The organism is Leifsonia sp. L25 (genome assembly GCF_050632895.1).
The window spans coordinates 467,830-493,611 of record NZ_JBODRZ010000004.1 but is presented as its reverse complement, the minus strand read 5'-3'; the positions used below and the strand labels follow the sequence as shown (position 1 = coordinate 493,611).

Here is a 25,782-nt window from a genome sequence, read left to right as displayed (position 1 = left end):
ATGCTATTCCGTGTCACCTGGGTGTGCGCGAACGCCCTCCGGCGCGGTTCAGGATGGGCGCGAGCCCGGCCTCCAGGTCGGGCGAACGGAGGATGACGAGGAAGCCGACGTAGACGAGCGTCATCACGACGCCGATGACGGCGGATGCGATCACGGCCTGCACCGGTGCGAGGGTCGGGAACGCCAGATCGCCCACCCCGCCCAGGAGGACGAGGAAGCCGGCTCCGGCGACCACCGCTGCCAAGCCGGCCAGCAGGAACCGCCACAGGCTGGTGAGGATCCGCTGCCCGTCGATCCCGCCGGTCCTCCGTCTGAGGAGCGCGAACGCCAGCACCGCCTGCACGAAGCTCGCTATCGACACGATCAGGGCGATCGCTGCGGCTCGAAGTTCCGGGGCGACAGCCAGGCACGCGATCGCTCCCACCACGATCACCGCGGCCTGAGCCAGCGTGAACAGGAACGGCGTGCGCGTATCGCCCAGCGAATAGAACGCGCGCTGCGCCATGAACACCAGCGAGAAGGGGACGAGTCCGATCGCGTAGGCCATCAGGACCCAGCCCATCGCCTCGAAGTTCGACGTGAACACACGCGCGATGGGGAAGGCCAGCACGACCAGCCCCGCCGATGCGAGCACGATGAACAGCTGGATGGAGCGCGCCGCGCTCGAGAAGTCGCGCCGGAAGTCGTCCACCAGACCGGAATGCGCGTGCTCGGCCATGCGCGTGTAGTAGGCCGTCACGATGGAGACCGCCACGATGCCGTGAGGAAGCATGAAGATGAGCCAGGCATTGGACATCACGAACGAGCCGGGGAAGTCGGGGCCGGCGGAGTTGGCGACGTTCACTTCCACCACGCCGGCGAGCTGCGTCACGATCAGCATGGCCAGCGTCCAGCCCGCGGCCTTGCCCGCCGAGCCCAGCGCCACACCGCGCCAGCGGAAGTCGGGACGGAAACGCAGCCCGACCCTCCGCCAGAAGAAGAACAGGACGATCGCCTGCACCGCGACACCGAGGGTCGCGCCGCCTGCCAGGAGGGCGACCATCGCCGGTGTCCACTCCGCGTGCGGATTGAGAGCGGGCGAGTTCGCGCCGAAGGAGACGATGAACACGCACAGCAGGATGATCGCGACCACATTGTTCAGCGCCGGCGCCCACGTGAAGGGACCGAACGACTTCCGCGCATTGAGCACTTCGCCCAGCAATGTGTAGAGGCCGAGGAAGAAGATCTGCGGCAGCGACCAGTAGGCGAAGGCGGTGGCCAGCTCGCGCTGCGACTCCGGGACGCCGAAGAGGACGATGAGCACCGGAGCGAGGAAGGTGGCGACGATCGCGACGGCGGCGAACACGACCATCCCGAGCGTGACGAGCTTGTTGATGTAGGCCCTGCCGCCATCCGCGTTGACCGACGCGCGCACGATCTGCGGCACCAGGATCGCGTTCAGGATGCCCTGGGCGATGATGGCGTAGAGGCTGTTGGGGATGATCGTCGCGGTGCCGTACGCGTTCGCCGCGAAGGAGACGACACCGATCGCCTGCACGAGGAGCCATGCCTTGGCGAAGCCCAGGAGGCGCGAGGCGAGCGTGCCGGAGGCGAGCAGCGCGCTCGCGCGCCCGACGCTAGCCACCCGGACGCTCCTCGGCGTGCGCAGGCTCGGCCGCATCAGCAGCCGCATCCGCGCGTCCGCATCCGCGTCCGCGTCCGCCGTCTCCTCGTCGGCGCCCTTCGACCGCCGCCGCAGGATGTTGCGCACGATGCCGAAGCCGAACAGCAGCACCAGCAGGATGCCGAAGATGATCGCGCCGATCCCCTCCCAGTCCGCGTGCACGTCCACGGTGACGGAGGTGGGGTCGCCGATCGGCACGCCGGTCGGGCTGTAGAGGTGCAGGGACAGCACCACCTGTCCGTTGCCGACCTTCGCCTTGACGGGGATGAGGACGGTCGCCCGCGAATCCTGCAGGATGCGCTTGGTGGTCGACTGGTCGACCTCGAGCCGGCTGTTCGACGGTGACGCGGTGAGCACGATCGTCACTGCATCGTCCGGCAGCTCGTTGCTGACTGTGAAGGGGATCGACCCCTGCGCGCTCACCAGGTTGACGTTCTCGGTCGGAAGGATGCGGATGGAGTGCAGGATGTCGACCGTCCTCCCCCGCTCCTTGGCGACCGCGGTCATCCAATCGGTGCGCGGGTTCTGCCACGTGATCGCCAGCAGCGTCAGAAGCTCGGCGCGCGTGCGTCCGGTCAGGCGGGTGGGGTCCTCGAGCACGGTCGCGAATTGGCCGAGCGCGCCCTCGTCCTGCACGAGCCCACGGATGCCGGCGATCCTGTCTGCCGACTCCGGCGCGTCCACGAGGTCGAGGCCGGCGGTGGTGGCTGCCTCCTTGACGGTCGAGAAGGACGCCGGAGCCGACCACGGCGACGAGAAGAGCGAGTTCAGGGTGCGCTCGAGCTGGGTGCCGCTGGACGGCCAGGAGCGGTCCAGCGCGACCAGCAGGCGCCGCGCGTCGCCGCCCTCCTGGGCGATGAGCGCGAGCTGGGCGTTCACCTTCGACATCGCGGGAGTTCCAGGCGACGTCGCTCGGTGCGGAGATCGCCTGCCGGAGGGCCTCGCTGAGCCGCTGGTCGGAGGACACGATCCGGTCGCTCCCCGAGGCGAGGGGAGCGTTCGGAGTCGTGCCGAGGTCGGCGGCGTTCGTGTTGCTCCCGGAGACGATTGCCGTCGTCAGGCCCGCGGCGGCGAGCGGAGCGAGGTCGGCGCGGCGCACGGTCTTGTCAGCCCGGCCAGCTGATCCCGCTCAGCGTGTAGTTCCAGGCGAGCAGGGAGTTCAGATCCGGGATGGTGGGGCCGGGCGTCGCGGTGGGGCTGGGGCTCGGTGTCCCCGTGGTCTTCGGCGCGGGCGTCGGCGTCGCGGTCGACGGCACGCCGACGGGTGTGGGGGCCGGGGTGAAGTTCTTCGGGTCGATCGCGTAGCCCAGGGAGGTGGGAGCCAGCGGAGCCGGGATGCCCGCCTGGAGCTGGCCCACCGCGTCCGCGTCGCCGTAACCGAGAGAGAAGGTGTCGTTCGGCAGCTCGGCCAGGCGGGTCAGCCACTCGACGGCGCTCGCCGGAGCGGCATTGCCGAGCACCCGGATGGACGCGATGATCATCGGGTCGATGCCGACGGTCACCGTCGTGTGGCCGTTCAGGCCGTCGAGGTCGCGCGTCAGGATGCCGTTCGGAGCGGTGTAGGTCGCCAGGTCGTCGGCCGCGATGAGACCGTCGGATCCGGCCGGGGTCACGATCGGCAGCACCACGTTCAGGCTCGCCTGCTTCGCGGCGCCGCCGGGATACCAGACGAGCAGAGCCGCGCGGCTCGGCGCCGGCGGAACCCGCGTGAACCGAGGCCCCGATGCCGAAAACCGCCGATGCGGTGCGGACGGCGAACGGCAGAGAGGCGGCGGGCACGGCCACGCGGACGACCGTGCTGGTGCCCGGCTCGAGAGTGTTCAGCTGCGACTGCCCCAACGTAACCGCCTCGGCAGGTTTATCCGTCGAGCCAAGCCAGGACGTCAGAGCGGCGCGACCGTCCTTCGGCTCGGGGTCGACCCAGAGCGCGACGGAACCGGACGAGTAGGCCGTGTCGGTGGGGTTCGAGACGGTGACGGAGACGCCGAGGTCCTTGCCGGGGGTGAGCACGCCGCCGTCGTCGGCTGTGACGGTCGCCGTCAGCGTCGAGGCGGAGGAGGTCGCGCTCGGGCCCGGTGACGGCGAGGGCGCGGGAGTGGCGGCTGCGGCCGGCACCGCGCCTCCTGTGATCGAGGCCAGCGCCGTCAGCGCGCCCACTGCTGCCGTGGCCGCGAGAACGCGGACGCGGGCGTGGAACGTCGCACCCCGGCGACGGGTGGAGGAGGCTGCGCTCATGCGTCGACGCGCGATCCCGACTCGGCCTCCATGACGACGATTGTAGAGGCCACCCCTCGAGAGCCCGGCGAGCAGCACCGTTAAACTGGGGCACCATGCAGAGCGTCGCCGAATCCCTCGAACGCCTCGGCGACCTCGCACGCACGCCGTCGGTCGCCCGTCTGGCCGACGCTTTCCAGGCGGCCGGCCACGAGTTGGCCCTCGTCGGCGGACCCGTGCGCGACGCGCTTCTGGGTCGCTCCGTGCATGATCTCGATCTGACAACGGACGCGCGACCTGACGACATCCTCCGCATCGTCTCCCCCATCGCCGACGCCGTCTGGGATGTGGGACGTCAGTTCGGGACGATCGGCGCACGTCTGGGTGACGACACCGTCGAGATCACGACCTACCGCAGCGATAGCTACGACGGCACGACGCGCAAGCCGGAGGTCGAGTTCGGCGACACGCTGGAGGGCGACCTCCTCCGGCGCGACTTCACCGTCAACGCGCTCGCGCTGCGGCTGCACGAGGTGCGCCTGGTCGACCCCTCCGGAGGCGTGGAGGACCTCATGGCGGGGTGCTGCGCACGCCGAGCACCCCGCAGATCTCCTTCGGCGACGATCCCCTGCGGATGATGCGGGCTGCGCGCTTCACGGCTCAGCTCGGGTTCACCGTCGACGACGAGACGCGCGAGGCGATGGCCGCTATGGCCGACCGCATCGAGATCGTGAGCGCGGAACGCGTGCGCGACGAACTGAGCAAGCTCCTTCAGGCCGACCGACCCCGTCCGGGGCTCGAACTCCTCGTGCAGAGCGGGCTGGCGGAACTCGTCGTGCCCGAGATCCCCGCCCTGCGGCTGGAGGTCGACGAGCACCACCACCACAAGGACGTCTACCAGCACAGCCTCACCGTGCTCGACCAGGCCATCGACTATGAGCACGAGCGGCACCCGGGCGAAGCGCCCGACCTCGTGCTGCGGCTCGCGGCCATCCTGCACGACATCGGCAAGCCCGCGACCCGTCGCTTCGAGCCGGGGGAGCGGTCAGCTTCTATCACCACGACGTCGTGGGGGCGAAGCTGGCCAAGAAGCGGCTGACCGCGCTCCGCTTCGACAAGGCGACCATCGACTCGGTCGCGCGCCTCATCGAGCTGCACCTGCGCTTTTCGGTTACGCCGACACGCACTGGACCGACTCGGCCGTGCGGCGCTACGTGCGTGACGCCGGCCCCGAGCTCGAGCGCCTGCACATGCTGACCCGCGCGGACGTCACGACGCGCAATCGCAAGAAGGCCGACCGGCTGGGATTCGCCTACGACGACCTCGAGTCGCGCATCCGCGAGCTGCAGGAGAAGGAGGAGCTGGATGCCGTGCGGCCCGACCTCGACGGCGAGCAGGTCATGAGCATCCTCGGCATCCGTCCGGGACGCGAGGTCGGGCAGGCGATGAAGTACCTGCTGGAGCTCCGGCTCGACGAGGGGCCGCTCGGCGAGGAGGAGGCCACGCGGCGCCTGCTCGCGTGGTGGGGCGACCGAGCGCCCGCCTGAGCGCTTGTTTCGCGTCGTCCACAGGGCGCGGGCCCGGCGGGTTCTCCACAGATTTCGGGTCCCGAGCCTTCGGGATGCGCCTCCCCGCGAGAGTGGGGACATGACCGAGATCACCGCCGGCTGGCGCCCCGCACCCGCATCCGTTACCCTTGATAAGTTGCCTGGGCGCCAGTTCGCCCTGGGCACGTCTATGACACCCTCCTGCTGCAGACCGCCTGCAGCCGCTGAGACCAGAGGAGGTGGGTTAGTCATGCATCAGTACGAGTTGATGGTCATCCTCGATCCCGAGATCGATGAGCGCACCGTGGCTCCGAGCCTTGACAAGTTCCTCAACGTCGTCCGCAACGACGGTGGAACGATCGACAACGTCGACATCTGGGGACGTCGTCGCCTGGCTTACGAGATCAACAAGAAGTCCGAGGGCATCTACGCCGTCGTGCAGCTCACCGCAGAAGGTGACACCACGAAGGAGCTCGACCGCCAGCTGAAGCTCAGCGAGGCCGTCATGCGCACCAAGGTCCTCCGCGCCGAGGAGGCGATCGCCCAGGTCGCCGCCGCTCAGAAGCGCGCCGACGAGAAGGCCGCCCGCAAGGCCGCCACCTCCGAGAAGGCCGGCGCCTAGTCCCATGGCCGGCGAGACCGTCATCACCGTGGTGGGCAACCTCACGGCCGACCCCGAACTGCGCTACACGCAGAACGGGCTGGCTGTCGCCAACTTCACCATCGCCTCCACTCCGCGCACATTCGACCGTCAGGCGAACGAGTGGAAGGACGGGGAGGCGCTGTTCCTCCGAGCCAGTGTCTGGCGCGAGTTCGCCGAGCACGTCGCGGGTTCGCTGACCAAGGGGTCGCGCGTCATCGCGCAGGGCCGCCTGAAGCAGCGGTCCTACGAGACGAAGGAAGGCGAGAAGCGCACCAGCATCGAGCTCGAGATCGATGAGATCGGCCCGTCGCTGCGCTACGCCACCGCCCAGGTCACCCGTGCCCAGTCCTCCGGCGGTCGTCCGGGTGGATTCGGCGGCGGCGCGCCTGCCGTCGAGGAGCCGTGGGCCGCTTCCGCTCCCGCGGACCCGTCCGCCGGTGCGGATGTCTGGAACACTCCGGGCTCCTACAACGACGAGACCCCCTTCTAACGAGATTCGCCTCTCGATGAGAGGGGCACACATCATCAGCCCGCCGGCCGTATGCCGGACGGGCGGAAAGCAAAGGAAACCATGGCTGGAAAGTCGAGCGGCGACCGCCGCAAGCCGATCCGCAAGGGTAAGGACGGCAAGAACGCCGCACCCGCGAAGTCCGTTCGCGTGGGCGTCATCGATTACAAGGACGTCGCCACCCTGCGCAAGTTCATCTCGGAGCGTGGAAAGATCCGCGCCCGCCGGATCACCGGTGTCTCCGTCCAGGAGCAGCGCCTCATCGCCCGCGCGGTCAAGAACGCGCGCGAGATGGCGCTCCTCCCCTACGCCGGCTCCGGCCGCTAAGGAGAAACGACATGTCGAAGGTTATTCTCACGCACGAGGTCACCGGCCTCGGCTCGGCCGGTGACGTCGTCGACGTCAAGAACGGCTACGCCCGCAACTACCTCGTCCCCCAGGGCTTCGCGATCGCGTGGAGCCGTGGCGGCGAGAAGCAGGTCGAGCAGATCCGCGCGGCACGTGCCGCTCGCGAGCTCCACACGGTCGAGCAGGCCCAGGACCTCAAGGCGAAGCTCGAGGCCACCAAGGTGAAACTGACCGTGAAGGCGGGCCGCGAGGGCCGTCTCTTCGGTTCGGTCAAGACCGGCGATGTCGCGGACGCCGTCAAGGCGGCCGGCATCGGCGAGCTCGACAAGCGCAAGATCGAGCTCCCCAACCCCATCAAGGTGGTCGGCGACCACGAGGCGACCGTGCGTCTGCACGACGACCTCTCGGCCGTCATCTCCCTGCAGGTGGTCGCTGCCAAGTAAGGCAAATACGCGAAAGTGTAGCGCGGGCGAATGCCCGCCGCTACCTCTCGTTAAGGGACTTTTCCCCGGCCTTGTACACAGGCGCTCAAGCCACAGGCGCAAGCTTGACCACAGGGTTCAAGGAACTTTTTGCACACAGGGTGGGGACAGAAAAATCCCTGGTCTGGCCGTCTATATCCGCCAAAGCTCATTTGTTGTCCACAGGTTTCCACACACCTTCTACACACACTCCACGGCGTTTCGCGCAGATTCTCCCCAGTTTTATCCACAGGCTGAGTTGTGAGTGCGGGACCGGCGTCCATAGGGTGTCGGAGGTCGTCCCGACAATTGACTCGAGGGATGTGCCGCCCAGCAGTGAGGAGAGAACGTGTCGATCGCCCATATCGGTCTCGCCGACGGTCGTGACCAGGGCGACGTCCGCTCCCCCGAGCGCACGCCGCCCCACGACCTGCTCGCCGAGCAGAGCGCGCTCGGCGGCATGCTGCTCAGCAAGGATGCGGTGGCCGATGTGGTCGAGGTCATCCGCGGCACAGACTTCTACATCCCCAAGCACGAGATCATCTACGACGCGATCCTGTCGCTCTACTCGCACGGCGAGCCGACCGACGTCATCACGGTCACCGACGAGCTGACGAAGATCGGCGAGCTCTCACGCGCCGGTGGGGCCGAGTACCTCCACACGCTGACGAGCCTCGTGCCGACCGCCGCCAACGCCGGCTACTACGCCAACATCGTGGGCGAGAAGGCGCTGCTGCGGAGGCTCGTCGAGGCCGGCACGCGCATCACGCAGATGGGCTACAAGGCCGAGGGCGAGGTGCTCGACCTCGTCAACAACGCCCAGGCCGAGATCTACTCGGTGACCGGCACCCAGGAGACCGAGGACTACGTCCCCCTCACCGAGGCCGTCACCGTCGCGATCGATGAGATCGAGGCCGCCAAGCACAAGGACGGCTCGATGACCGGTGTCCCGACCGGTTTCGCCGAGCTCGACGAGCTCACCAACGGCCTCCACCCGGGTCAGATGGTCATCGTCGCGGCGCGACCGGCACTCGGTAAGTCGACCCTCGCGCTCGACTTCGCCCGCGCCGCCGCGATCAAGCACGACATGCCGACCATCTTCTTCTCGCTCGAGATGGGGCGCAGCGAGATCGCGATGCGCCTGCTCTCCGCCGAGGCGTCCGTTCCCCTGCAGAACATGCGAAAGGGAACGGTCGACAACCGTGACTGGACGACCATCGCATCCACTCGCGGCCGCATCAACGACGCGCCGCTGTACATCGACGACAGCCCCAACATGACCCTCGTCGAGATCCGCGCCAAGTGCCGCCGACTCAAGCAGCGCGTCGGCCTCAAGATGGTCATCATCGACTACCTGCAGCTCATGACCAGCGGCAAGCGCGTCGAGAGCCGCCAGCAGGAGGTCAGCGAGTTCTCGCGAGCGCTGAAGCTGCTCGCCAAGGAGCTCCAGGTGCCCGTCATCGCGCTCTCCCAGCTCAACCGTGGCCCCGAGCAGCGCGCCGACAAGCTCCCCGCCCTGAGCGACCTCCGCGAGTCCGGATCGATCGAGCAGGACGCCGACGTCGTCATCCTGCTCCACCGCGAGTCCGCGTACGAGAAGGACAACCCGCGTGCAGGCGAGGCCGACCTCATCGTTGCCAAGCACCGAAACGGCCCCACCCGCACCGTCACGGTCGCCTTCCAGGGCCACTACTCGCGCTTCACCGACATGGCGCCGGTCTGAGAGTGATCGGAGCGAGTCGACCGATGTGAATGCCGCGGTCGCCAGCGATGGCGGTGGCCACGATCGATCGCAATGCCGGCACTCTCTGGCTGGGTCAGATGGCCGAGGACTCAGTCCCAGTTAAGGGTTCGCTCACCTATGCCGCGGTGCTTTCGCGGGCGATCAGTTGATGGGGAGCGATGAATTCTCTTGCGTCGATCGACGGCTCGTCGATGCGGGTGGCGAGCCGGTTCACTGCGGTCCGGGCGATGAACGGAATGTCTAGGAGATGGTGCTGAGCGACGGCCGCGAGTACCGGCCCTCTTCGATGTCGTCGATGCCGATAACTGCGACGTCTTCCGGCACGCGCAGCCCTGCGTCGAACACCGCGCGGATGGCTCCCATCGCCAGCAGATCCGAGTAGCAGAAGATGGCATCGGGGCGAGGGTCCTGCGCTACGAGTGCTGCTGCGGCGGCGTAACCGTCCGCTCGTCCGTAGTGAGGCGCAGTCATCTGCAGCCCCTCGACAGGCTTGCGGCCGTGCTCCTTGAGCGCAAGGTGGAATCCTTCGGTCCGCTGCAGAGGTGTGGCGTACTCCTCCGTGGGCTGGGCGCCGATAGCGGCGATACGGGTACGGCCACTCTCGAGGAGGTGCATGGTTGCGTCGTGTGCGGCCTGGATGTTGTCAATAGCCACGTGATCGAACCGTCCATCGAAGGTGTGCTCGCCGAGCAGGATGATGGGCAACTCCTCCGATGCCTCCACGTTGTCGAGCTCTTCGCGTGTAGCCAGCGGAGCGAAAAGCATCCCGTCGAAGAGGTTCCGGCGGCCGCCGCCGCGCAGCAATTGGCGCTCCTGTTCGTGGTCGTGCCCGGTCTGATCGATCATCACCTGAAAACCCAATGAGCCGGCCTCGTCGATCACCGCGCGCGCGAGCTCGCTGAAGAACGGCACATCGATCTCCGGCACCACAAAAGCGAGAAGCCCGGTCTTACCCGTTCGAAGGGTGCGGGCGACGGGGTTCGGAACGTATCCGAGGTCGTCGATAGCCTGCATCACCCGCGTGCGCATCTTCTCGCTCACATGCTCGTATCCGCTCACCACGTTGGATACCGTGCGGACAGAGACCTGGGCTCGATCAGCGACATCGCGCAATGTTGCGGGCATGGCTCTCCTCTCGGGAATTCGCATTCTACCGTTTGCAACGTGCGCAAACGTGAGCTACTGTTTGCATACGTTGGCAAAACCGCCGAACCCTGCGGTCCCCCGGCCGACGTATCGTCGAATCCTGCACGAAGGAGTGTCATGAAGCTCACACCACGCAGCGCCCGCGGTGCTGCTGTCCGCGTCGCGGCTGTTGCCACTGCGGCGCTCGTCGCCATCGGCCTCAGCGGCTGCGGTCCGCAGATCGGCTCCGGCAGCGCCTCCACGTCCGACACCTCGATCCTCAAAGCCCCCGCCGAGAGTTCGCCCAAGGGCACGATCACCATCTGGGACCGCTCGGGCGACCTGTTCAAGGTGTTCGACGCGGCGATCAAAGACTTCAACAAGGCCTATCCGGGCATCACCGTCAAGCATGAGGCCGTCGACATCGACAACAAGCTTCAGAACACGCTCATCACCGGCACCGACGTGCCGGACGGGGTGTTCCTCGACGATGCCAAGGTCGGCGGGTACGTCGACTACCTCTGGAACCTGAAGGATGTGCTGGCTCCCTACAAGAAGGACATCGCCAAGCAGAAGGTCGATGTCAACACGGTCAAGGGCGGCATCTACGGCGTCCCGTTCGACCTCGACCCCGGCCTCCTCTTCTACAACGCCAAGGCCCTGAGCGCCGCTGGCATCGACCCGAGCGGCGTCCGCACCTACGACGACCTCATCGCCGCGGCGAAGAAGTACCAGGCGTACAAGCCGGGGGCCAAGCCGATCCACCTGGAGCAGAGCACGTTCCTCGGCCAGTTGCAGCTCGAGATGTACGCGAGCCAGCTCGGCACCAGCCTCGCCGGCGCCGACGGCAAGCTCCGCCTCGACTCCCCGCAGTACACCAAGATCCTGACCTGGCTCGACTCCGTGCAGAAGCTAGGGCCTCGGCACGCGAGCCGAGTACCTCAGCCCCAGCGACATCGGAGCGCTCGACTCCAGCAGCGAGGTCTTCTACCCGTGGGCGCAGTGGTTCGACTTCGCGCCGCAGCAGCAGTTGAAGACCACGGTCGGCGACTGGCGCGCCATGCCGCTGCCGGCCTGGTCGTCCGGCGGCGCACGCAGCGGCGCGATGGGCGGCTCGTCGTTCGTCCTGCCCAATGGGCGGCAAGAACTCGCAGCTCGCGTGGCTGTTCTACAAGTTCCTGATGTTCGACAAGGCCGGCTACACCGCGGTCTACGGCTCGAACAGCGTCTACCCGGGAGGCCTCAACACCTCGATTCCCGCTTACCAGCCCGCGGCGAACCCGGCGAAGCCGCTGTTCAAGCCGATACCGGCGATGGGCGACCAGGACCTCTGGAGCACCGCGATCAAGGCGGGCAAGCAGATCCCCGGTGGCGCGCCCATTCCGTCCTGGTGGTCGGGGGCCGGACTACCTCGGCAACGACATCCAGAAGATGCTCGACGGCACGATGACGCCCAAGCAGGTGATCGATCAGTCGTCGACGGACATCCAGACCAACCTGATCGACCGCAGTAGCGGCCGGACCGACCTGCTCCGCCGAACGCCGCACCACGAGGACATGACGTGACGACCACACTCGACAGCACCGCAGGCGACCGGCCTCGGCAGGAGGCGCCGTGGGCGCGGCCTGCTCTGGCGGCGCCGGCTCGCCCCCTATCTGTTCGTGCTCCCGTTCGTCGCGCGTGTTCCTGGCGTTCAGCATCTACCCGCTCGTCTTCACGCTGCGCCTGAGCTTCACGGACTGGCACGGTGCGGGCGCGGCGGAGTGGGTGGGCCTCGGCAATTATGTCTACCTCCTCGGCAGCCCCGACTTCTGGTCGTCGTTGGCGAACTCGGGGATCCTCTGGCTCCTGATCGTCCCGATCCAGTTGGTCGTCTCGGTGATCATCGCGGTGATGCTGAACACCTCGAAGCTCCGGATGCGCGGCTTCTACCGGGTCGCTTTCATCGTCCTGTTCGTCACGCCGCTCGTCGCGGTCGCGCAGATCTGGATCGTGCTATTCGACCAGAACTACGGTGCCGTCAACGCTGTGCTCGGCGCGATCGGGCTACCGCATATCGGCTGGCTGGTCACCAGCGCCTGGGCGAAGCTCCACGCTCGCCCTCCTCTTCCTCTGGAAGACGACGGGGTTCGTCGTGATCATCCTGCTGTCCGGGCTCCAGTCGATCGACACGAGCCTCTATGAGGCTGGTTCGCTCGACGGGGCCGGCAGGATCCGGCAGCTCTGGAGCATCACGGTGCCGCTGCTGCGGCGCTCGCTGATGTTCTGCGTTGTGCTGCAAACCCTCGCGGTGTTCCAGATGTTCGCCGAGCCGTATGTGGTGACCAAGGAGGCCCCTACGGGTCGACCACCACCGCAGGGCTCTACCTCTACAACCACATCACCCGGGCAGACCTGGGCACCGGAGCGGCCAACTCGTTCCTCCTCGTGATCGTCGTCATGGCGCTCTCGCTCGTCTTCGTCCGCCTCCTCCGAGCCAAGGACTGACCGATGGCCGATCTCGACCTCCGACCTCCGACCGCGCGAACCGCGACCATTCCGGCTGAACCGTCCCGCGCGGGGGCGTCGCTGCACAGATCCCGGGGGGCCCGGCCCCGCCTCCATCCTGGTTCGCACGCGTTCCTGATCGTGCCTCACCGTGGCGTTCCTTGCGCCGGTCGTGTGGGCGATCATCTCGTCGTTCAAACCCGCCGCCGACATCATCCGCGATCCGCTCGGCTTCGACCCCTCTGGTTTCACGCTCGACAACTTCCGCGGCATGCTCCAGGACGTTCCGATCGGGTCCGGGTTCGCCAACACCGGGATCGTGCTGCTCGTGAAGGGCATGATCACGCTCTTCTTCGCCCTGCTGGCCGCCTACGCGTTCGCGAAATACGACTTCCGCGGCAAGAACCTGATCTTCGGCGCGGTGCTCCTCACCCTGATGCTTCCGACGATCGTCCTCATCATCCCTCTGCTGCTGGAGATGAAGGAGCTCGGCTGGGTGAACACCTACCAGGCGCTCATTCTCCCCGGCTCCGTCGACGCGTTCGCGATCTTCTGGATGCGGCAGGTCATCGCCGCCGTGCCCGACGAGCTGCTCGACGCCGCCCGGGTCGACGGGTGCGGCGAGTTCGGGATCTTCTGGCGCGTCATCGTCCCCGTCATCCGCCCGGGGCTGGCCGGCCTGGCGGTACTGACGATCATGAACATCTACAACGACTTCGTGTGGCCGGTCGTGGTCGCGAGCTCCAGCCGCATGGCCACCCTCCAGGTCGTGCTGTCGACGCTCGCCCAGAACATCTCGGGCAACAAGGTCGGCGCCGACTACGCGACCGTCACCGGAGAGCTGCTCGCCGCGGCGACAGTCGCCCTCATCCCCCTCCTCATCCTGTTCATCGTGCTGCAGAAGCACTTCATCAACGGCATCCTCGCCGGAAGCGTAAAGGGCTGACTCCATGACCATCGCAGAACCCACTGTCGACCTCGACTCCGGCGCCGACCTCGACCTTCCGAGGCCCGAGTACCCGCGCCCCGACCGCGACCGGTCGGCCGCCTGGCTGAGCCTGAACGGACGGTGGGCCTTCGAGGGCGACGAGCGCACCCCGGCGAGATCGTCGTGCCGTTCGCCTGGGAGACCGAAGCGTCGGGCGTGCAGCGCACCTGGCTCGAGCATGCCGTGTACCGGCGCACTGTCGCGGCGCCCGCCGAATGGGCGGGACGGCGGGTCGCGCTGTGCTTCGGCGCGGTGCACCACCACGCCGTCGTGTCGCTGGACGGCGTCGAGGTCGGCCGACATGTCGGAGGCCACAGCTCGTTCGAGTTCGACGTCACCGCACTGCTCGCGCCCGGCGAATCCGCCGTGCTGGAGGTGCAGGTCGACGCACCGGCGGACAAGCGCGCCCTCCCGCACGGCAAGCAGCGCTCCATTCCGCGCGACGACTACGACGGTGTCGCCTTCGCGCCCACCTCCGGCATCTGGCAGAGTGTCTCGGCTGGAGGCCCGCGGCCGGAGCTACATCGAGGACGTCTCCGTGCGCGGCGACTCGCTCACGGGCTTCGACATCGAGGGCGCCGTCGCCGGAGACCCGGCGGACGGCCTCCCCGTGGTGGTCGAGGTCGCCGGGAGCCGGGTCGAGCTCCCCATCGCCGGGGGTCGTTTCGGCGGCCGGCTCGAACTCACGAAACCGCGACTGTGGAGCCCAGACGATCCGCACCTGTACGCGATCGAACTGACCATCGGCGACGGCGAGGCAGCCGACCGGCTCTCCGTCACGGGCGGCCTGCGCCGCATCGAGACGCGGGGCGAGGCACTGTACCTGAACGGGGAGCGCTTCTACCTGCGCGGGGTGCTGGATCAGGGCTACTGGCCGCGCACCGGCCTGACCGCGCCGGACGCGGACACGCTCATCCGTGACATCGAGTTGGCCCGCGAGCTGGGATTCAACCTCGTGCGCAAGCACCTCAAATTCGAGGAGCCGCTCTGGCTCGACCACGCCGACCGCACCGGCATGCTGGTGTGGGCCGAGCCGCCGTGCCCGAGCCGGTTCAGCCCGGAGGCCGCCGAGGCATTCGAGGCGCAACTCCCGGAGCTGGTCGCCCGCGACGGCAACCACCCGTCGATCATCGTCTGGGGCCTCTACAACGAGGAATGGGGGCTGGACTGGGACATCCCGGGCAGCCCCGAGCGCGCAGCCGCGGCCGTGCACGCGTACGAGACCATGAGGGCCCTGGACGACACTCGCCCGATCGTGGAGAACTCGGGCTGGGCGCACGTGCGCTCCGACCTCGTCGACTGGCACTACTACGACGAGAACCCGACGAACTGGGCGCGCAACCTGGCGGAGCTGGCCGCGGGGAGCGCGAGACGTTCGAGGTCAGGCTCGGACCCGACTTCATCGTCGACAAGTCCTTCTACGGCTCGCCGGACTTCCCACGCCACGGGGTCCCCATCCTCAACAGCGAATACGGCGCCGGCTTCACCAGCCTCGAGCGCGCGTGGCACATCCGTTGGCAGACCCAGGAGATCCGCCGCCACGACCGCTTCGCCGGATTCGTCTACCACCGAGCTGACCGATGTGGAGCACGAGATGGCGAGGCCTGCTCGACGCCGACCGCCGGCGCAAAGACCTCGGCGGCCTCGAACCGGCCGACTCCTTCGGCCCGACGGTGCTGGTCGTCGATCTGGCGCCGGCCCACGCCGGCGCGGATATCCCGGTACCCCTGGAGCCGCTGACAGTCTCGGTCCACGTCTCGCATCTGGGTTCCGCCGAAGTCGGAGGTGTGGTGAACGCCGCCTGGGGCGCTGCGGGGTCGACGCGCCCGACGAGCGCGGGAGCCGCCGTCCTCCGCGCCCGTCGCCGCTGAGCCGTACCGCCTGAGTGACCCTGCTGTGGTGACCGTTCTTGCGCCTGGTGCGCCGGCCAGGGCTGCACTTGTGGTTCACGGTCGAGGGGCGGACGATCGCGCGAACCTTCATCGACGCTGCGCCGATCGAAGAGCTGAACCGCCGCGGGTCGCGGGTCTCCTGAGGCGAGGCCGAAACCCGGAGCTGCCCCCGCGCCTCCCTTCGTGGCGTGGATGCTCAGGAAGCGACTTGGGGGCCCGGGCGACCCACTGCTCACCGGATGCGCCTGTGCAATCGCTCAGCTCCACCCTGGTTCCGGCAGGGATAGAGCCAGAGCAGACGCAGGGCTTTGCAGAAGAAGCGATCCGCTAGAGCTGCCGGCGGGTCGCTCGATCTAGCGCCGGGAACGATGACTTATCGCGTCAGCGACCGACGCCGGTGAACCGTGCCGACAGCTCCACAGCAGGCGCGCGTTCTCCGGGTCGAGCGCGTAGTCCGCCACCCCGCGGCGCACGCCGGAGCCTGAACGGCTCGGCCTGCTGCGCGCTCCTCGAAGTACCGACCGGTGACGCCCTCCACCAGGGGCGACGCCGCCAGCAGCACCGATGTCGCGGCGCCCTGCGCGACGGTCTTCTCGGAGACGCCCGTCTTGCCGGACGGATCGAACGGAGGCCGGAGGAGCGTCGATGTGCCGCCCCCAGCCCCGTGCCCCAGATGCGAGCCCGGGTTGAGCGCGTTCACGGCGATTCCATCGGCCGCCCAGCGCCTGCTGGCCTCCACGGCGAAGAGGATGTTCGCCCTGCTCTTCGACTGGGCATAGGCCAGCCGCGGGTCGTAGGGCTCGGCGGTGAAGTCAGGGTGTCGTCGAAACGCACCGGGCCGTTGACGTGCCCGACGGAGCTGACCACCACGACGCGCGCATCCCCCGCTGCCGCCAGGGCATCGTGCAGGCCGACAGGTGAGGCGCGAAGTGGCCCAGGTGATTGGTGGCGAACTGCAGCTCGCGACCGTCTGGCATGTGCCGCTGCTCGGGCGTGGCCATGATCCCAGCGTTGTCGACGAGGATATGGAGCGGGCCGCTCCACGCAGCCATGAACTCGGCGGACCGACTGGAGATCGGCCAGGTCGAGCACGGCCGCGTGCACCTTCGGGTTCCCCGTGCTCTGCGAGATGTCGTCTGCTGCGCTCTCGGCCGCGTCGCGCCGGCGGGCGGCGATGGTGACCTCCGCGCCCGCCTGAGCGAGCGCCCGCGCCGTCTCGAAGCCCAGACCCGCGGCCCCACCCGTCACGATGGCGCGCCGACCGGCCAGGTCTACACCGGCGATAACGTCGTCGGCGGTGGATCGCGCGTCGAACGGTGTCGTCACACGCTCGGTCATGATGGGTCTCCTCTCCCGGGCTCCCGATGAGCTCGGATCTCTGGTATAAACGGAGTCGAGTCCGCTTCTATTCCAGCTAAGCGGAGTTAGGTCCGTTTAGCAAGGAGGAGCTCGTGCCCGAACGACTCCGCGCAGACGCCCGCGCGAACCACGACCGCCTGCTCCAGGTGGCGGCTGCTGCGTTCGCGGCAGAGGAGCCGGAGACGTCGCTCAAGGCCATCGCCGCGGAGGCAGGAGTCGGCATCGGCACGCTGTATCGGCGCTTTCCCACGCGGGAGGACCTGATCGAGGCCGTCTACCGGAGCGAGACCGATCGGCTGGCCGGCTCCGCGGACCGGCTGCTGGCGGAACGGCCGCCCGTCGAGGCCCTCCGTGCGTGGATGGAGGCGTTCGTCGACTACACTGACCACGAAGCGGGCGATGTCCGATGCCCTGCCGGCGATCCTGGCGTCGCCCGAGAGGACTTCGCGCGCACAGCCGTGACGCTCTCGGCGCGGCGGTCGCCGCCCTCATCGACGCGGCCGGCGTATCCGGGGACCTCCGCGCCGGAATCGACCCGGGCGATGTGCTGATGGCGCTGGGCGGGATCACGCTCATCAGCGCGCACGAGGAGCAGCGCGCCCTCGCGACGCGCCTCATCGACCTGCTGCTCGGCGGACTGCTCGCACGGGGCTGATCGCCGCCCGATCCGTCACCCGCGGAAGATGTGGACGGCCTCCCGCGCGGCGTAGAAGACGATCACCAGTCCCGCGAGAGGGTCCGCCCACCACCAGCCGAGCGCGTAGTCGAGCGCGACCCCGAACAGCACGCTGGTCGCGAGGATCGCGTCGATGAGCGTGACCCGCCCCTCGGTCAGCAGGACCGGGTTGTCCAGGCGCTTCCCGACGACCCGTTTTCCCCACGCCAGCGCGAACATCGCGATCGCGGTGAGCGCTGTCCACCCGACGCCGCCCAGGAGCGGCGTGGCTCGGTGCGCGAGCAGCAGCGCGACGACCGCCTGGACGAGGAGGTAGGCCGCGAGCAGGACGAAGGCCCAGCCGATCAAGCGCAGGGCGACCCTCTGCCGGGTCTCCTCCCCTCCGGTCAGCTCCCAGACGACGACGATGCTGGCGCCGATCTCGATCAGGCTGTCGAGGCCGAAGCCCAGCAGCGCGACAGACGCGGACCGGTAGGCGAGGACGCCCAGCAGCACGACGCCGACCACGTTCCACCCGAGGGTGACGACCTCGAGGCCGATGCCTGCCCGGCGCAGCCCGGTGCCTGGTCGCTCACCTGCATGACCCTAGTCGAGCAGGTGAGCGAGCAGGGGTCGGCAGTGGAACAATGCACAGGTGTCCGTTGCGCCGAGATGACCGTCAGCCCGAGGCCGCGGGCGCCCCGGCGGCACCGCGGCGGAGTCAGCGCCGCCGCATCCTGATCGTCCTCTGCCTCAACCTGGCGCTCATCGCCGGACTGGTCGTCGCGGGACTGCTGGCGCACTCGGTCAGCGTGCTCGCCGCGGCCGGGGACACCGTGGCCGACTGCTTCGCCCTGGTGCTGGGGCTGATCGCCATCGCCCTACGGGATCGGGACCCGGATCACCCGCACGCGCAGCGCCGATCGCCATCGCCGCACTCGTGAACGCGACGCTGTTGCTCGCCGTGACGATCACGGTGACCGCGGAGGCGGTGACGAGGCTGGTGGAGGGCTCTCCCGAGGTGGAGGGCCTCCCGATGGTGATCGTGAGCGTCATCACGGTCGCCGTGATGCTGGCGGGGAGCCTTCGTGCTCGGCCGGTCCGCCGCCGACGAGGACCTCCACATGCGGTCCGTACTCCTCGATGCCCTCGCGGATGCGGCGGCGGCCGCCGTCATCGCGGTGGCCGGCGTCATCATCCCTTGTCACGAACAGCCTCTACTGGCTCGATCCCGTCCTCGCGCTCGGGGTGTCGGCCCTGATCGCCGTGGCCGCCATCCAGCTGATCGTGAAGGCCATCGCCGCGCTGCGCGGCGAGGCCGTCGACTTCGACGACGACTGAATCATCCTCCGGGCTGACGTACAGCCCGCGCATCCCCGATTCAATGGAGACATGATCGGCATCCTCCTCCCCGTGCTGCAGGGCGCGGGCAGTGTGGCGCTCGCGCTGGTGGCGTTCGCGCTCGCGTTCACCTGGCCGTCACTGCTCGGCCCGATCCTGCGGCTGCGAACCGACGCGAGGCGGCTGCTCGCGTCCGCGGGCCTGGGGCTCGTGCTGCTGCTCGCGGCGTCGCTGCTCTACGCCACCCCCGGGGTGCTGTTGCGCGATCCGCTCGGCATGCTGCTGGCGCTCCCGGTGGCGGTCCTCTGGCTCACCGGCGCGGTCGCGCTCATCGTCCGCGGTCTGGTGATGCGAGGCGCGACGCGCGCGATCTCCTACGCCTTCGCGGTGGTCGCGGGATGCGGGGTCATCGCCGGGATCCTCTCCGCGCTGATCGCACAGCACGGCGCAGCCGACACCGTCACCCCTACGGGCGCCTTCCTGCTGGCGGTCGGAGCGCTCGCCTCCGTCATCCTCTGGGCACGGTCGGAGGACCCGGAGCACGTGCCCAGCCCGCGCGCGGTCTGAATGTCCGCCCTCAGCCCTCCGCGGCGGGAGAGGCCGCGGGCAGGATGTGGTCGCCCCGCCAGCGGCGGGAGATCCACACCACGCCGTAGCCGGCCACCAGGATCACGACGGCGATGAGCACGACGTAGAACGCGACGGACAGGTACCCGTTCGGGCTGGTCTGCGGGTTGAGGAACGGGTACGGATACCACGGCTGCGTGCCGGTGACCGGATCGGCGGCGAAGGGCGCCCGCACGAGCGTGTAGACCGCCCAGACGATCGGAAACACCGCGATCCCCCACACCGCGCGCAGCCGCAGCGGCGCGCGGCCCGGGGCGAACAGCCAGTCGAGGAGGATGTACGCGGGCGCGATCACGTGCAGGACCTCGTTCGCCCATCCCACCGTCGTCCCCTGCGCGAGCGAGATGTTGCGCAGCAGCAGGTTGTAGACGACGCCGGTCGTCACCAGGTACGTGACCCCCGCTGCGCGGAGGGCGGTGAACCACCCCGGATCGTCGCCCCGACGGATCAGCAGCAGCACGGCGCCGATGCCGAACACCGCGATGCCCAGCACGTTGGAGTCGATGGTGAAGAAGCTGAAGAAGTTCGCAACCAGCCCCCCGACGTTCCCGCCGTGAGCCGCGATCGACTGGACGCTGGTGACGAACTGCGTGACGACGGCCGCCAGCGCGAGCACGAACATCACCGCGCGAAGAATCGCGAAACCGATCCGCATGCCGCGATCGTAGCGGTGGCGGGGCGCCCGATGGGGCGAACGCGCAGGAACCCGCCGACTAGACTGGGGGCGAATCCGTACGAAAGAGGTCGCCGAATGGCTACCGCCGTCCCTGCCCAGGACCACGCCCTCCACGCGCACAACCGGTACTGGGTCGTCCCCGCCATCCGCGCCGTGGTGGCGCTCGCCGCCGGTGCGCTCATCACCTTCACCCGGGATGCGCACACTGCAGCCTTCGGACTCGTCGTTTTCGGCGTGTTCGCCGTCATCGACGGGCTGGCGACGGGCATCCTGAGCTGGCTGTTCGCGGGTCGCCGGCTGACCCGCACGCTGTTCGCCGTGCAGGGGGCCATCGGGCTGGTCGCTGGCGTTCTCGCGCTTGTGCTCTCCGGTTCGGGCCTCGGCCTGTTCCTCTACCTGGTGACGGTGTGGGCGGCGCTGACCGGATTCCTCGAGCTCTACAACGGCATCCGCGAGCGCAGCCAGGATGCCGCCGCCCGCGACTGGCTGACCACGGGTGCGCTCACCGCGTTGCTCGCCCTCGTGCTGCTGTTCGTGCCGGCGGATGCGGTGCTGGCGATCGGCCTGTTCGGCGCCTGGGCCATCGTGGTCGGCGTCTTCCAGGGCATCGGAGCGGCCACGCTGCGAGCCGCCGCACGGAGCCGCACCGACTCCCCGTGGGGCGGAGAGCCGACCGTGACCTCGCGCAACAGGAAAGACCCCCGAGTGACCCAGAACCTGCAGCCCACCCGCCGCGACCGCTTCCTCCCCGTGGAGCTGCTCGCGATCTCGGCCGGTCTCGGCGTCTTCGTCGGGCTGATCGTCCTCATCGCGACCCGGGAGTTCGTGCTGGCGGCGATCGCGCTGGGCGTGACGTTCATCGTCGGGCTGGTGCTGCTCGCCCTCTTCGCGCTCGCGTTCAAGCCGACCGAGGCCGAGGTGGAGGACATCCACAGAGCAGGATGCAGAGGCGCGCGCCAAGGCTGCGCCCGCGCCCGCGCAGAAGGCGACGACCGCCCGCGCGGTCACTGACTCCTCGCCGGCCGGCTCCCGCTAGAGGTAGTCGACCAGCTCGGACGCCAGTCCGACGTACCGCGCCGGGGTGAGGGCGAGCAGACGGTTCTTCGCCGCCTGGCCGATCTCCAGCCCGTCGACGAACTCGGTCAGCGCGGCGTGGTCGACCCGCTTGCCGCGCGTCAGCTCCTTGAGCAGAGCGTAGGGGTCGGAGATGCTCGAGCGCCCGGCCGTGACCTCGGCGCGGATCACCGTCTGGATCGCCTCCGCCAGCACCTCCCAGTTGGCGTCGAGGTCCTCTGCGAGCAACGTGCGGTCGATCGCGATCTGGCCGAGGCCGCGCTCGATGTTGTCGAGGGCGAGGAGGGAGTGGCCGAGTCCGACGCCGATGTTGCGCTGCGTGGTGGAGTCGGTGAGGTCGCGCTGCAGGCGGCTGGTGACGAGCGTCGCGGCGAGCGAGTCGAGCACGGCGCTGGACAGCTCCAGGTTGGCCTCGGCGTTCTCGAAGCGGATCGGGTTCACCTTGTGCGGCATGGTCGACGACCCGGTCGCGCCCGGCTCGGGCACCTGGCGGAAGTAGCCGAGCGAGATGTAGGTCCAGATGTCGGTGCACAGGTTGTGCAGGATGCGGTTCGCGTGCGAGATGCGGGAGTACAGCTCCGCCTGCCAGTCGATGCGACTCGATCTGCGTGGTGAGCGGGTTCCAGTCGAGGCCGAGGCTCTCGACGAACTCGCGCGAGATGCGCGGCCAGTCGGCGTCCGGGTCGGCGATGAGGTGTGCGGCGAAGGTGCCGGTCGCGCCGCTGAACTTGCCCAGGTGGACACCGGCCTCGATCTGCGCGCGCACCCGCTCCAGGCGGTGGACGAAGACGGCGAGCTCCTTGCCCATGGTGGTGGGGGTCGCGGGCTGACCGTGGGTGCGGGCGAGCATCGCGTCGTCGCGGTACTGCTTCGCCTGCGCGCGGAGCTCCGCGATGACCGCGCGGAACTTCGGAAGCCACGACTCGCGCACCGCTGCGCTCACCGTCAGGGCGTAGGACAGGTTGTTGATGTCCTCGCTGGTGGCGGCGAAGTGGGTCAGCTCGGCGATGTGGTCGAGCCCGAGGGCGTGCAGGCGCTCGCGCACGAGGTACTCGACGGCCTTCACGTCGTGCTTGGTGGTCGCCTCCAGCTCGGCGAGCCGGTCGATCTCCGGCTGGCCGAACTCCTCCGCGAGGGCCCGCAGCGCGCGCTTCTGCTCGTCCGTCAGAGGGCTGAGCCGAACATCCGGTGCTCGGTCAGGTAGATCAGCCACTCGACTTCGACCTGCACGCGCGCGCGGTTGAGCCCGGCCTCGAGAGGTGGTCGCCGAGCCCGATCACGGCGGACCGGTATCGGCCGTCGAGGGGGCTGAGCGGCTGGGGAGGCAGGGCGGTCATGGTGCTCCTCGCGGGATCGAGGCGGCGGGTTCCCCACCATTCTCCCGCACGCGCGTGCGCGGCGCGGACCGCGCTCAGTCGCGCCGGGCGGGCCGGAAGATCAGGCCGAGCAGCCACGCGACGATCCCGAGCACCAGAGCGCCGAGGACGCCGGACCAGAACCCGTCGATGTGGAGCCCGAACCCCATCGCGTCGCTGATCCACGACACGATGAAGGAGGAAGGCGTTCACGACGAGCGAGATCAGCCCGAGCGTGATGATGTAGAGCGGGATGGCGATGATGCGGACGACCGTGCCGATGATCGCGTTGACGACGCCGAAGATCAGCGCGATCAGCAGGTAGGTGAGCACCGCCGCCGTCGCGCCGGGGGCGTACGGCTTCGCGGTCACCCCGCTGACGATCAGCGTCGTGAGCCAGAGGGCGATGGCGTTGATGAGCAGCCTGAGCAGGAATCGCATGGTCACATCCGTTGTCAGTGCTCACAATCGATGGACAGGGGTGCCGCTCTCCACAGATCCAGGTAATTCCCCGTGCGGTATGCGGGCGCGGCTAGGTTGGGTCTGTGAGTTCGGAAGACACGCTCAGCGTCAAGCTGCGCCCTGAGATCGTCGCGGTCCCCGCCTACAAGCAGGGGCGGCCGGCGCCGGCGGACGGGTACAAGCTGTCGAGCAACGAGAACCCGTATCCCCCGCTGCCGTCCGTCGTTCAGGCGGTGGCGGCGACCCTGGGCGAGCTCAACCGCTGCAGACGCCGGCGGCGCCGACCTGCGCGCGCGGCTGGCGGAGCGGCACGGGGTCAGCATCGGCGAGGTGCACCTGGGTAGCGGATCCGTCGCGCTGCTGTCGCAGTTCATCGCCGCGGCGGCGGGGCGGCGACGAGGTGGTCTACCCGTGGCGCTCCTTCGAGGCCTACCCGGGGCTCGTGACCATGACGGGCGCGGCGAGCGTGCAGGTCCCCAACCGGGCGGACGGCAACCACGACCTGGATGCGATGGCCGCCGCCATCACGGAGCGCACCCGTGTCGTGATCGTGTGCACGCCGAACAACCCCACCGGCACCCATCGTGACCGCCGCCGACTTCGAAGCCTTCATGGCACGTCGCCCGGCGATCTGCTGGTGCTGCTCGACGAGGCCTGTTACGAGTTCGTCACCGACGACGCGGTGGACGGCATCCCGTTGCTCTCGCGCTACCCCAACCTGGTGGTGCTGCGTTCTCGAAGGCGTACGGTCTCGCCGCGCTGCGGATCGGGTACGCCGTCGGGCCGGCGGCCGTGCTGGACGCGGCTCGCTCGGCGGCCATCCGCTCTCGGTGACCGACGCGTCGCGGGTCGCGGCGCTCGCCTCGATCGATGCGGAGGACGAGCTGATGGAGCGCGTCGCCCGCATCGCCATGCTGCGCGACCCTGCGCGACGCTCTTCTGGCGCAGGGCTGGGCCGTTCCGGGCGCAGGGCAGCTTCGGCTGGCTCGCCACCGCCGAGCAGACCGCCGAGGTGAACGACGCGTTCTTCGACGCCGGGCTGACCGTCCGCGCCTTCCCTCCGGAGGGCATCCGCATCAGTGTCGGCGAGGAGGAGTCTGTCGACAAACTCCTGCAGGTCGCCGGGGATATTGTGCAGAACCTACCAAGTGGGCACCCCGGCAAGAGGTTAGGTTAGACAGGTGGTTGCGACGAACGAGAATCCGCGCCCGGCGAACACCGTCCAGCTGCTCACGGCTGACGGACGTTTCCAGCCGAGCGAGACGTCGGCCGAGTACCTCCCCTACCTGGAGCGCCTCGACGAGAACGACTACCGCCGCTTCTACCGCGACATGGTCCGCGTGCGAGCGCTCGACCATGAGGCGGCGAACCTGCAGCGGCAGGGCCAGCTGGGCCTGTGGGTTCCCAGTCAGGGCCAGGAGGGGGCCCAGGTGGGCTCCGCCCGGGCCGCCAAGCCCAGGACCACCTGTTCCCGTCGTACCGCGAGCACGCGGTCGGCATGATCCGCGGCATCGACCCGATCGGGATCATCGGGCTGCTTCGTGGAACCACCCACGGCGGCTGGGACCCGGATCGACCCGGCGGTCAACAACTTCCACCTCTACACGCTCGTCATCGGCTCGCAGAGCGCTGCACGCCACCGGCTACGCGATGGGCATGAAGTTCGACGGCAAGGTCGGCACGGGCGACCCGGAGGTCGACGAGGGCCTCCATCGTCTACTTCGGCGACGGCCGCAACCAGCCAGGGCGACGTCAGCGAGGCGTACGTCTTCGCCGCGAGCTACCGGACCCCTGCAGGTCTTCTTCCTGCAGAACAACCACTGGGCTATCTCGGTCCCGGTCAGCACGCAGTCGCGCACTCCTCTGTATCTGCGGTCGAGTGGATTCGGCATCCCGGGCGTGCAGATCGACGGCAACGACGTCCTCGCGTCCTACGCGGTGACGGCGAAGCACCTCGACGACGCGCGCAGCGGCGAGGGCCCCAGCATGATCGAGGCGCTGACGTACCGCATGGGCGCGCACCCTCCAGCGACGACCCGAGCAAGTACCGCACCGACGAGGAGGTGGCGTACTGGGCCGAGCGCGATCCGATCGTCCGCTTCCGCGTCTTCCTCGAGCAGCAAGGCGTGGGCCAGGCGTTCTTCGACAGCGCGGGACGAGGAGGCGGCGGACCTCGCCGCCGACATCCGCCGACGCACGTTGGAGCTCGCACCGCCACCCGCCTCCTCCCATGTTCGAGCACGTCTACAGTGAGCCCCATCCTGTGACGGAAGAGCAGCGGCGCTGGCTGGAGCAGTACGAGGCATCGTTCGGAGGTGACGCATGAGCGACGTGAAGCGACGACGTCGGCAGCGACGCCGAGTACGTGGAGGCCGAATTGATGGAGGGTGAGCCGGGCGACGTGGTCGGCGGCGACGACGCGGAGGCGCAGAGCGGGCTGCTCGACACCCAGGCGATCGACGTGGTCGAGATCGTCGAGAGCGACCCCGGCTCGCGCGTGCTCGAGGAGCACGTGGCCGAGCAGGAGCGGACGCGCGAATTCGTGATCGAAGACGAAGCCGGCATATGCGGCGCAGGCCGCACAGCCCGCTGAGCCGGCCGCAGCCGACGCG

General features: G+C 68.8%; 27 protein-coding genes and 6 pseudogenes. 22 read left to right on the top strand and 11 right to left on the bottom strand.

Features of this window, described 5'->3' with window-relative positions; all coding sequences use genetic code 11:
* Positions 1–13 precede the first annotated feature (13 nt).
* From murJ to ACRAWC_RS23535, 3 genes and pseudogenes are all read right to left on the bottom strand, one after another.
* On the bottom strand, positions 14–2,551 hold the full coding sequence (murJ, locus tag ACRAWC_RS23545; protein ID WP_431349806.1) for a murein biosynthesis integral membrane protein MurJ: 2,538 nt from the start codon (positions 2,549–2,551) through the stop codon (positions 14–16).
* Between the two features lie 218 nt (positions 2,552–2,769).
* Positions 2,770–3,291 (bottom strand): hypothetical protein, encoded by a 522-nt coding sequence (locus ACRAWC_RS23540; RefSeq protein WP_431349805.1) that lies wholly within the window; start codon positions 3,289–3,291, stop codon positions 2,770–2,772.
* A 184-nt stretch (positions 3,292–3,475) separates the two neighbouring features.
* Positions 3,476–3,898: pseudogene (locus tag ACRAWC_RS23535) on the bottom strand (DUF6049 family protein); the annotation flags it as partial.
* A gap of 95 nt (positions 3,899–3,993) precedes the next feature.
* On the opposite strand from ACRAWC_RS23535, the pseudogene ACRAWC_RS23530 reads away from it, so the two are divergent.
* The 6 genes and pseudogenes from ACRAWC_RS23530 (at position 3,994) to dnaB (ending at position 9,107) form a co-directional block, all read left to right on the top strand.
* A pseudogene (locus tag ACRAWC_RS23530) lies at positions 3,994–5,424 on the top strand (CCA tRNA nucleotidyltransferase).
* 250 nt (positions 5,425–5,674) lie between these two features.
* A complete protein-coding gene (gene rpsF / locus ACRAWC_RS23525; protein WP_018189014.1) occupies positions 5,675–6,046 on the top strand; it encodes a 30S ribosomal protein S6 in 372 nt (123 codons plus the stop codon).
* Positions 6,047–6,050: 4 nt separating this feature from the next.
* Positions 6,051–6,557, top strand: a complete 507-nt coding sequence (locus ACRAWC_RS23520; protein ID WP_064110449.1) for a single-stranded DNA-binding protein — start codon at positions 6,051–6,053, stop codon at positions 6,555–6,557.
* 81 nt (positions 6,558–6,638) lie between these two features.
* On the top strand, positions 6,639–6,902 hold the full coding sequence (gene rpsR / locus ACRAWC_RS23515) for a 30S ribosomal protein S18 (RefSeq protein WP_018189012.1): 264 nt from the start codon (positions 6,639–6,641) through the stop codon (positions 6,900–6,902).
* Positions 6,903–6,913: 11 nt separating this feature from the next.
* Positions 6,914–7,366 carry a 50S ribosomal protein L9 gene (gene rplI / locus ACRAWC_RS23510; RefSeq protein WP_431219568.1) on the top strand — a complete coding sequence of 151 codons (453 nt, stop codon included), beginning with the start codon at positions 6,914–6,916 and terminating at the stop codon, positions 7,364–7,366.
* A gap of 367 nt (positions 7,367–7,733) precedes the next feature.
* On the top strand, positions 7,734–9,107 hold the full coding sequence (gene dnaB, locus ACRAWC_RS23505; RefSeq protein WP_431219567.1) for a replicative DNA helicase: 1,374 nt from the start codon (positions 7,734–7,736) through the stop codon (positions 9,105–9,107).
* Between the two features lie 261 nt (positions 9,108–9,368).
* Here the strand turns inward: dnaB and ACRAWC_RS23500 are convergent, their stop codons facing one another.
* The gene (locus ACRAWC_RS23500) at positions 9,369–10,253 is read right to left on the bottom strand and encodes a LacI family DNA-binding transcriptional regulator (protein ID WP_431349804.1); all 885 of its coding nucleotides are present in this window, start codon (positions 10,251–10,253) and stop codon (positions 9,369–9,371) included.
* Positions 10,254–10,391: 138 nt separating this feature from the next.
* On the opposite strand from ACRAWC_RS23500, the gene ACRAWC_RS23495 reads away from it, so the two are divergent.
* The 7 genes and pseudogenes from ACRAWC_RS23495 (at position 10,392) to ACRAWC_RS23465 (ending at position 15,614) form a co-directional block, all read left to right on the top strand.
* Positions 10,392–11,435: an ABC transporter substrate-binding protein gene (locus ACRAWC_RS23495; protein WP_431349803.1), complete on the top strand. Its 1,044-nt coding sequence runs from the start codon at positions 10,392–10,394 to the stop codon at positions 11,433–11,435.
* Entirely contained in the window at positions 11,387–11,767 is a 381-nt protein-coding gene (locus ACRAWC_RS23490) for a hypothetical protein (protein WP_431349802.1), read from the top strand. The genes ACRAWC_RS23495 and ACRAWC_RS23490 overlap by 49 nt, the downstream gene beginning before the upstream one ends.
* A 167-nt stretch (positions 11,768–11,934) precedes the next feature.
* Positions 11,935–12,438 (top strand): carbohydrate ABC transporter permease, encoded by a 504-nt coding sequence (locus tag ACRAWC_RS23485; RefSeq protein WP_431349801.1) that lies wholly within the window; start codon positions 11,935–11,937, stop codon positions 12,436–12,438.
* On the top strand, positions 12,389–12,685 hold the full coding sequence (locus ACRAWC_RS23480; RefSeq protein WP_431349800.1) for a carbohydrate ABC transporter permease: 297 nt from the start codon (positions 12,389–12,391) through the stop codon (positions 12,683–12,685). The genes ACRAWC_RS23485 and ACRAWC_RS23480 overlap by 50 nt, the downstream gene beginning before the upstream one ends.
* A gap of 207 nt (positions 12,686–12,892) precedes the next feature.
* A complete protein-coding gene (locus ACRAWC_RS23475) occupies positions 12,893–13,687 on the top strand; it encodes a carbohydrate ABC transporter permease (RefSeq protein ID WP_431349799.1) in 795 nt (264 codons plus the stop codon).
* Positions 13,688–13,810: 123 nt separating this feature from the next.
* Positions 13,811–14,122: pseudogene (locus ACRAWC_RS23470) on the top strand (sugar-binding domain-containing protein); the annotation flags it as partial.
* Positions 14,123–14,219: 97 nt separating this feature from the next.
* On the top strand, positions 14,220–15,614 hold the full coding sequence (locus ACRAWC_RS23465; RefSeq protein ID WP_431349798.1) for a glycoside hydrolase family 2 TIM barrel-domain containing protein: 1,395 nt from the start codon (positions 14,220–14,222) through the stop codon (positions 15,612–15,614).
* Between the two features lie 380 nt (positions 15,615–15,994).
* On the opposite strand, the gene ACRAWC_RS23460 is transcribed toward ACRAWC_RS23465, so the two are convergent.
* Both ACRAWC_RS23460 and ACRAWC_RS23455 read right to left on the bottom strand, forming a co-directional pair.
* Entirely contained in the window at positions 15,995–16,360 is a 366-nt protein-coding gene (locus tag ACRAWC_RS23460; RefSeq protein ID WP_431350016.1) for a hypothetical protein, read from the bottom strand.
* Positions 16,318–16,959 carry an SDR family NAD(P)-dependent oxidoreductase gene (locus tag ACRAWC_RS23455; protein WP_431349797.1) on the bottom strand — a complete coding sequence of 214 codons (642 nt, stop codon included), beginning with the start codon at positions 16,957–16,959 and terminating at the stop codon, positions 16,318–16,320. Before ACRAWC_RS23455 ends, ACRAWC_RS23460 begins: the two co-directional genes overlap by 43 nt.
* 113 nt (positions 16,960–17,072) lie before the next feature.
* Between ACRAWC_RS23455 and ACRAWC_RS23450 the strand changes: the two genes are divergently transcribed.
* Together ACRAWC_RS23450 and ACRAWC_RS23445 are read left to right on the top strand one after the other, a co-directional pair.
* Entirely contained in the window at positions 17,073–17,531 is a 459-nt protein-coding gene (locus ACRAWC_RS23450) for a TetR/AcrR family transcriptional regulator (RefSeq protein ID WP_431349796.1), read from the top strand.
* A complete protein-coding gene (locus ACRAWC_RS23445) occupies positions 17,471–17,635 on the top strand; it encodes a hypothetical protein (protein WP_431349983.1) in 165 nt (54 codons plus the stop codon). The genes ACRAWC_RS23450 and ACRAWC_RS23445 overlap by 61 nt, the downstream gene beginning before the upstream one ends.
* 15 nt (positions 17,636–17,650) lie before the next feature.
* Here ACRAWC_RS23445 and ACRAWC_RS23440 read toward each other — a convergent pair whose 3' ends face one another.
* Positions 17,651–18,163, bottom strand: coding sequence for a cation transporter (locus ACRAWC_RS23440; protein ID WP_431349795.1), 513 nt, complete (start codon positions 18,161–18,163; stop codon positions 17,651–17,653).
* A 134-nt stretch (positions 18,164–18,297) separates the two neighbouring features.
* Here ACRAWC_RS23440 and ACRAWC_RS23435 point away from each other — a divergent pair, with 134 nt between their 5' ends.
* Positions 18,298–18,579: a cation transporter gene (locus ACRAWC_RS23435; protein WP_431349794.1), complete on the top strand. Its 282-nt coding sequence runs from the start codon at positions 18,298–18,300 to the stop codon at positions 18,577–18,579.
* Between the two features lie 111 nt (positions 18,580–18,690).
* Here the strand turns inward: ACRAWC_RS23435 and ACRAWC_RS23430 are convergent, their stop codons facing one another.
* A complete protein-coding gene (locus ACRAWC_RS23430) occupies positions 18,691–18,843 on the bottom strand; it encodes a hypothetical protein (protein ID WP_431349793.1) in 153 nt (50 codons plus the stop codon).
* 184 nt (positions 18,844–19,027) lie between these two features.
* Between ACRAWC_RS23430 and ACRAWC_RS23425 the strand changes: the two genes are divergently transcribed.
* The gene (locus ACRAWC_RS23425; RefSeq protein ID WP_431349792.1) at positions 19,028–19,543 is read left to right on the top strand and encodes a hypothetical protein; all 516 of its coding nucleotides are present in this window, start codon (positions 19,028–19,030) and stop codon (positions 19,541–19,543) included.
* Between the two features lie 10 nt (positions 19,544–19,553).
* On the opposite strand, the gene ACRAWC_RS23420 is transcribed toward ACRAWC_RS23425, so the two are convergent.
* Positions 19,554–20,258 (bottom strand): Pr6Pr family membrane protein, encoded by a 705-nt coding sequence (locus ACRAWC_RS23420; RefSeq protein ID WP_431246119.1) that lies wholly within the window; start codon positions 20,256–20,258, stop codon positions 19,554–19,556.
* Positions 20,259–20,354: 96 nt separating this feature from the next.
* Between ACRAWC_RS23420 and ACRAWC_RS23415 the strand changes: the two genes are divergently transcribed.
* Positions 20,355–21,290: a DUF308 domain-containing protein gene (locus tag ACRAWC_RS23415; RefSeq protein WP_431349791.1), complete on the top strand. Its 936-nt coding sequence runs from the start codon at positions 20,355–20,357 to the stop codon at positions 21,288–21,290.
* A 21-nt stretch (positions 21,291–21,311) separates the two neighbouring features.
* Here ACRAWC_RS23415 and purB read toward each other — a convergent pair.
* Together purB and ACRAWC_RS23405 are read right to left on the bottom strand one after the other, a co-directional pair.
* A pseudogene (purB, locus tag ACRAWC_RS23410) lies at positions 21,312–22,690 on the bottom strand (adenylosuccinate lyase).
* A gap of 74 nt (positions 22,691–22,764) precedes the next feature.
* Positions 22,765–23,149: pseudogene (locus ACRAWC_RS23405) on the bottom strand (phage holin family protein).
* Between the two features lie 104 nt (positions 23,150–23,253).
* On the opposite strand from ACRAWC_RS23405, the gene ACRAWC_RS23400 reads away from it, so the two are divergent.
* From ACRAWC_RS23400 to ACRAWC_RS23385, 4 genes and pseudogenes are all read left to right on the top strand, one after another.
* Positions 23,254–23,514, top strand: coding sequence for a hypothetical protein (locus tag ACRAWC_RS23400; RefSeq protein WP_431349790.1), 261 nt, complete (start codon positions 23,254–23,256; stop codon positions 23,512–23,514).
* A gap of 56 nt (positions 23,515–23,570) precedes the next feature.
* Positions 23,571–24,347 (top strand): aminotransferase class I/II-fold pyridoxal phosphate-dependent enzyme, encoded by a 777-nt coding sequence (locus ACRAWC_RS23395; RefSeq protein ID WP_431349789.1) that lies wholly within the window; start codon positions 23,571–23,573, stop codon positions 24,345–24,347.
* 4 nt (positions 24,348–24,351) lie between these two features.
* A pseudogene (locus tag ACRAWC_RS23390) lies at positions 24,352–25,496 on the top strand (thiamine pyrophosphate-dependent dehydrogenase E1 component subunit alpha).
* A 39-nt stretch (positions 25,497–25,535) separates the two neighbouring features.
* Positions 25,536–25,763, top strand: a complete 228-nt coding sequence (locus tag ACRAWC_RS23385) for a hypothetical protein (protein WP_431349788.1) — start codon at positions 25,536–25,538, stop codon at positions 25,761–25,763.
* Positions 25,764–25,782: the final 19 nt, after the last annotated feature.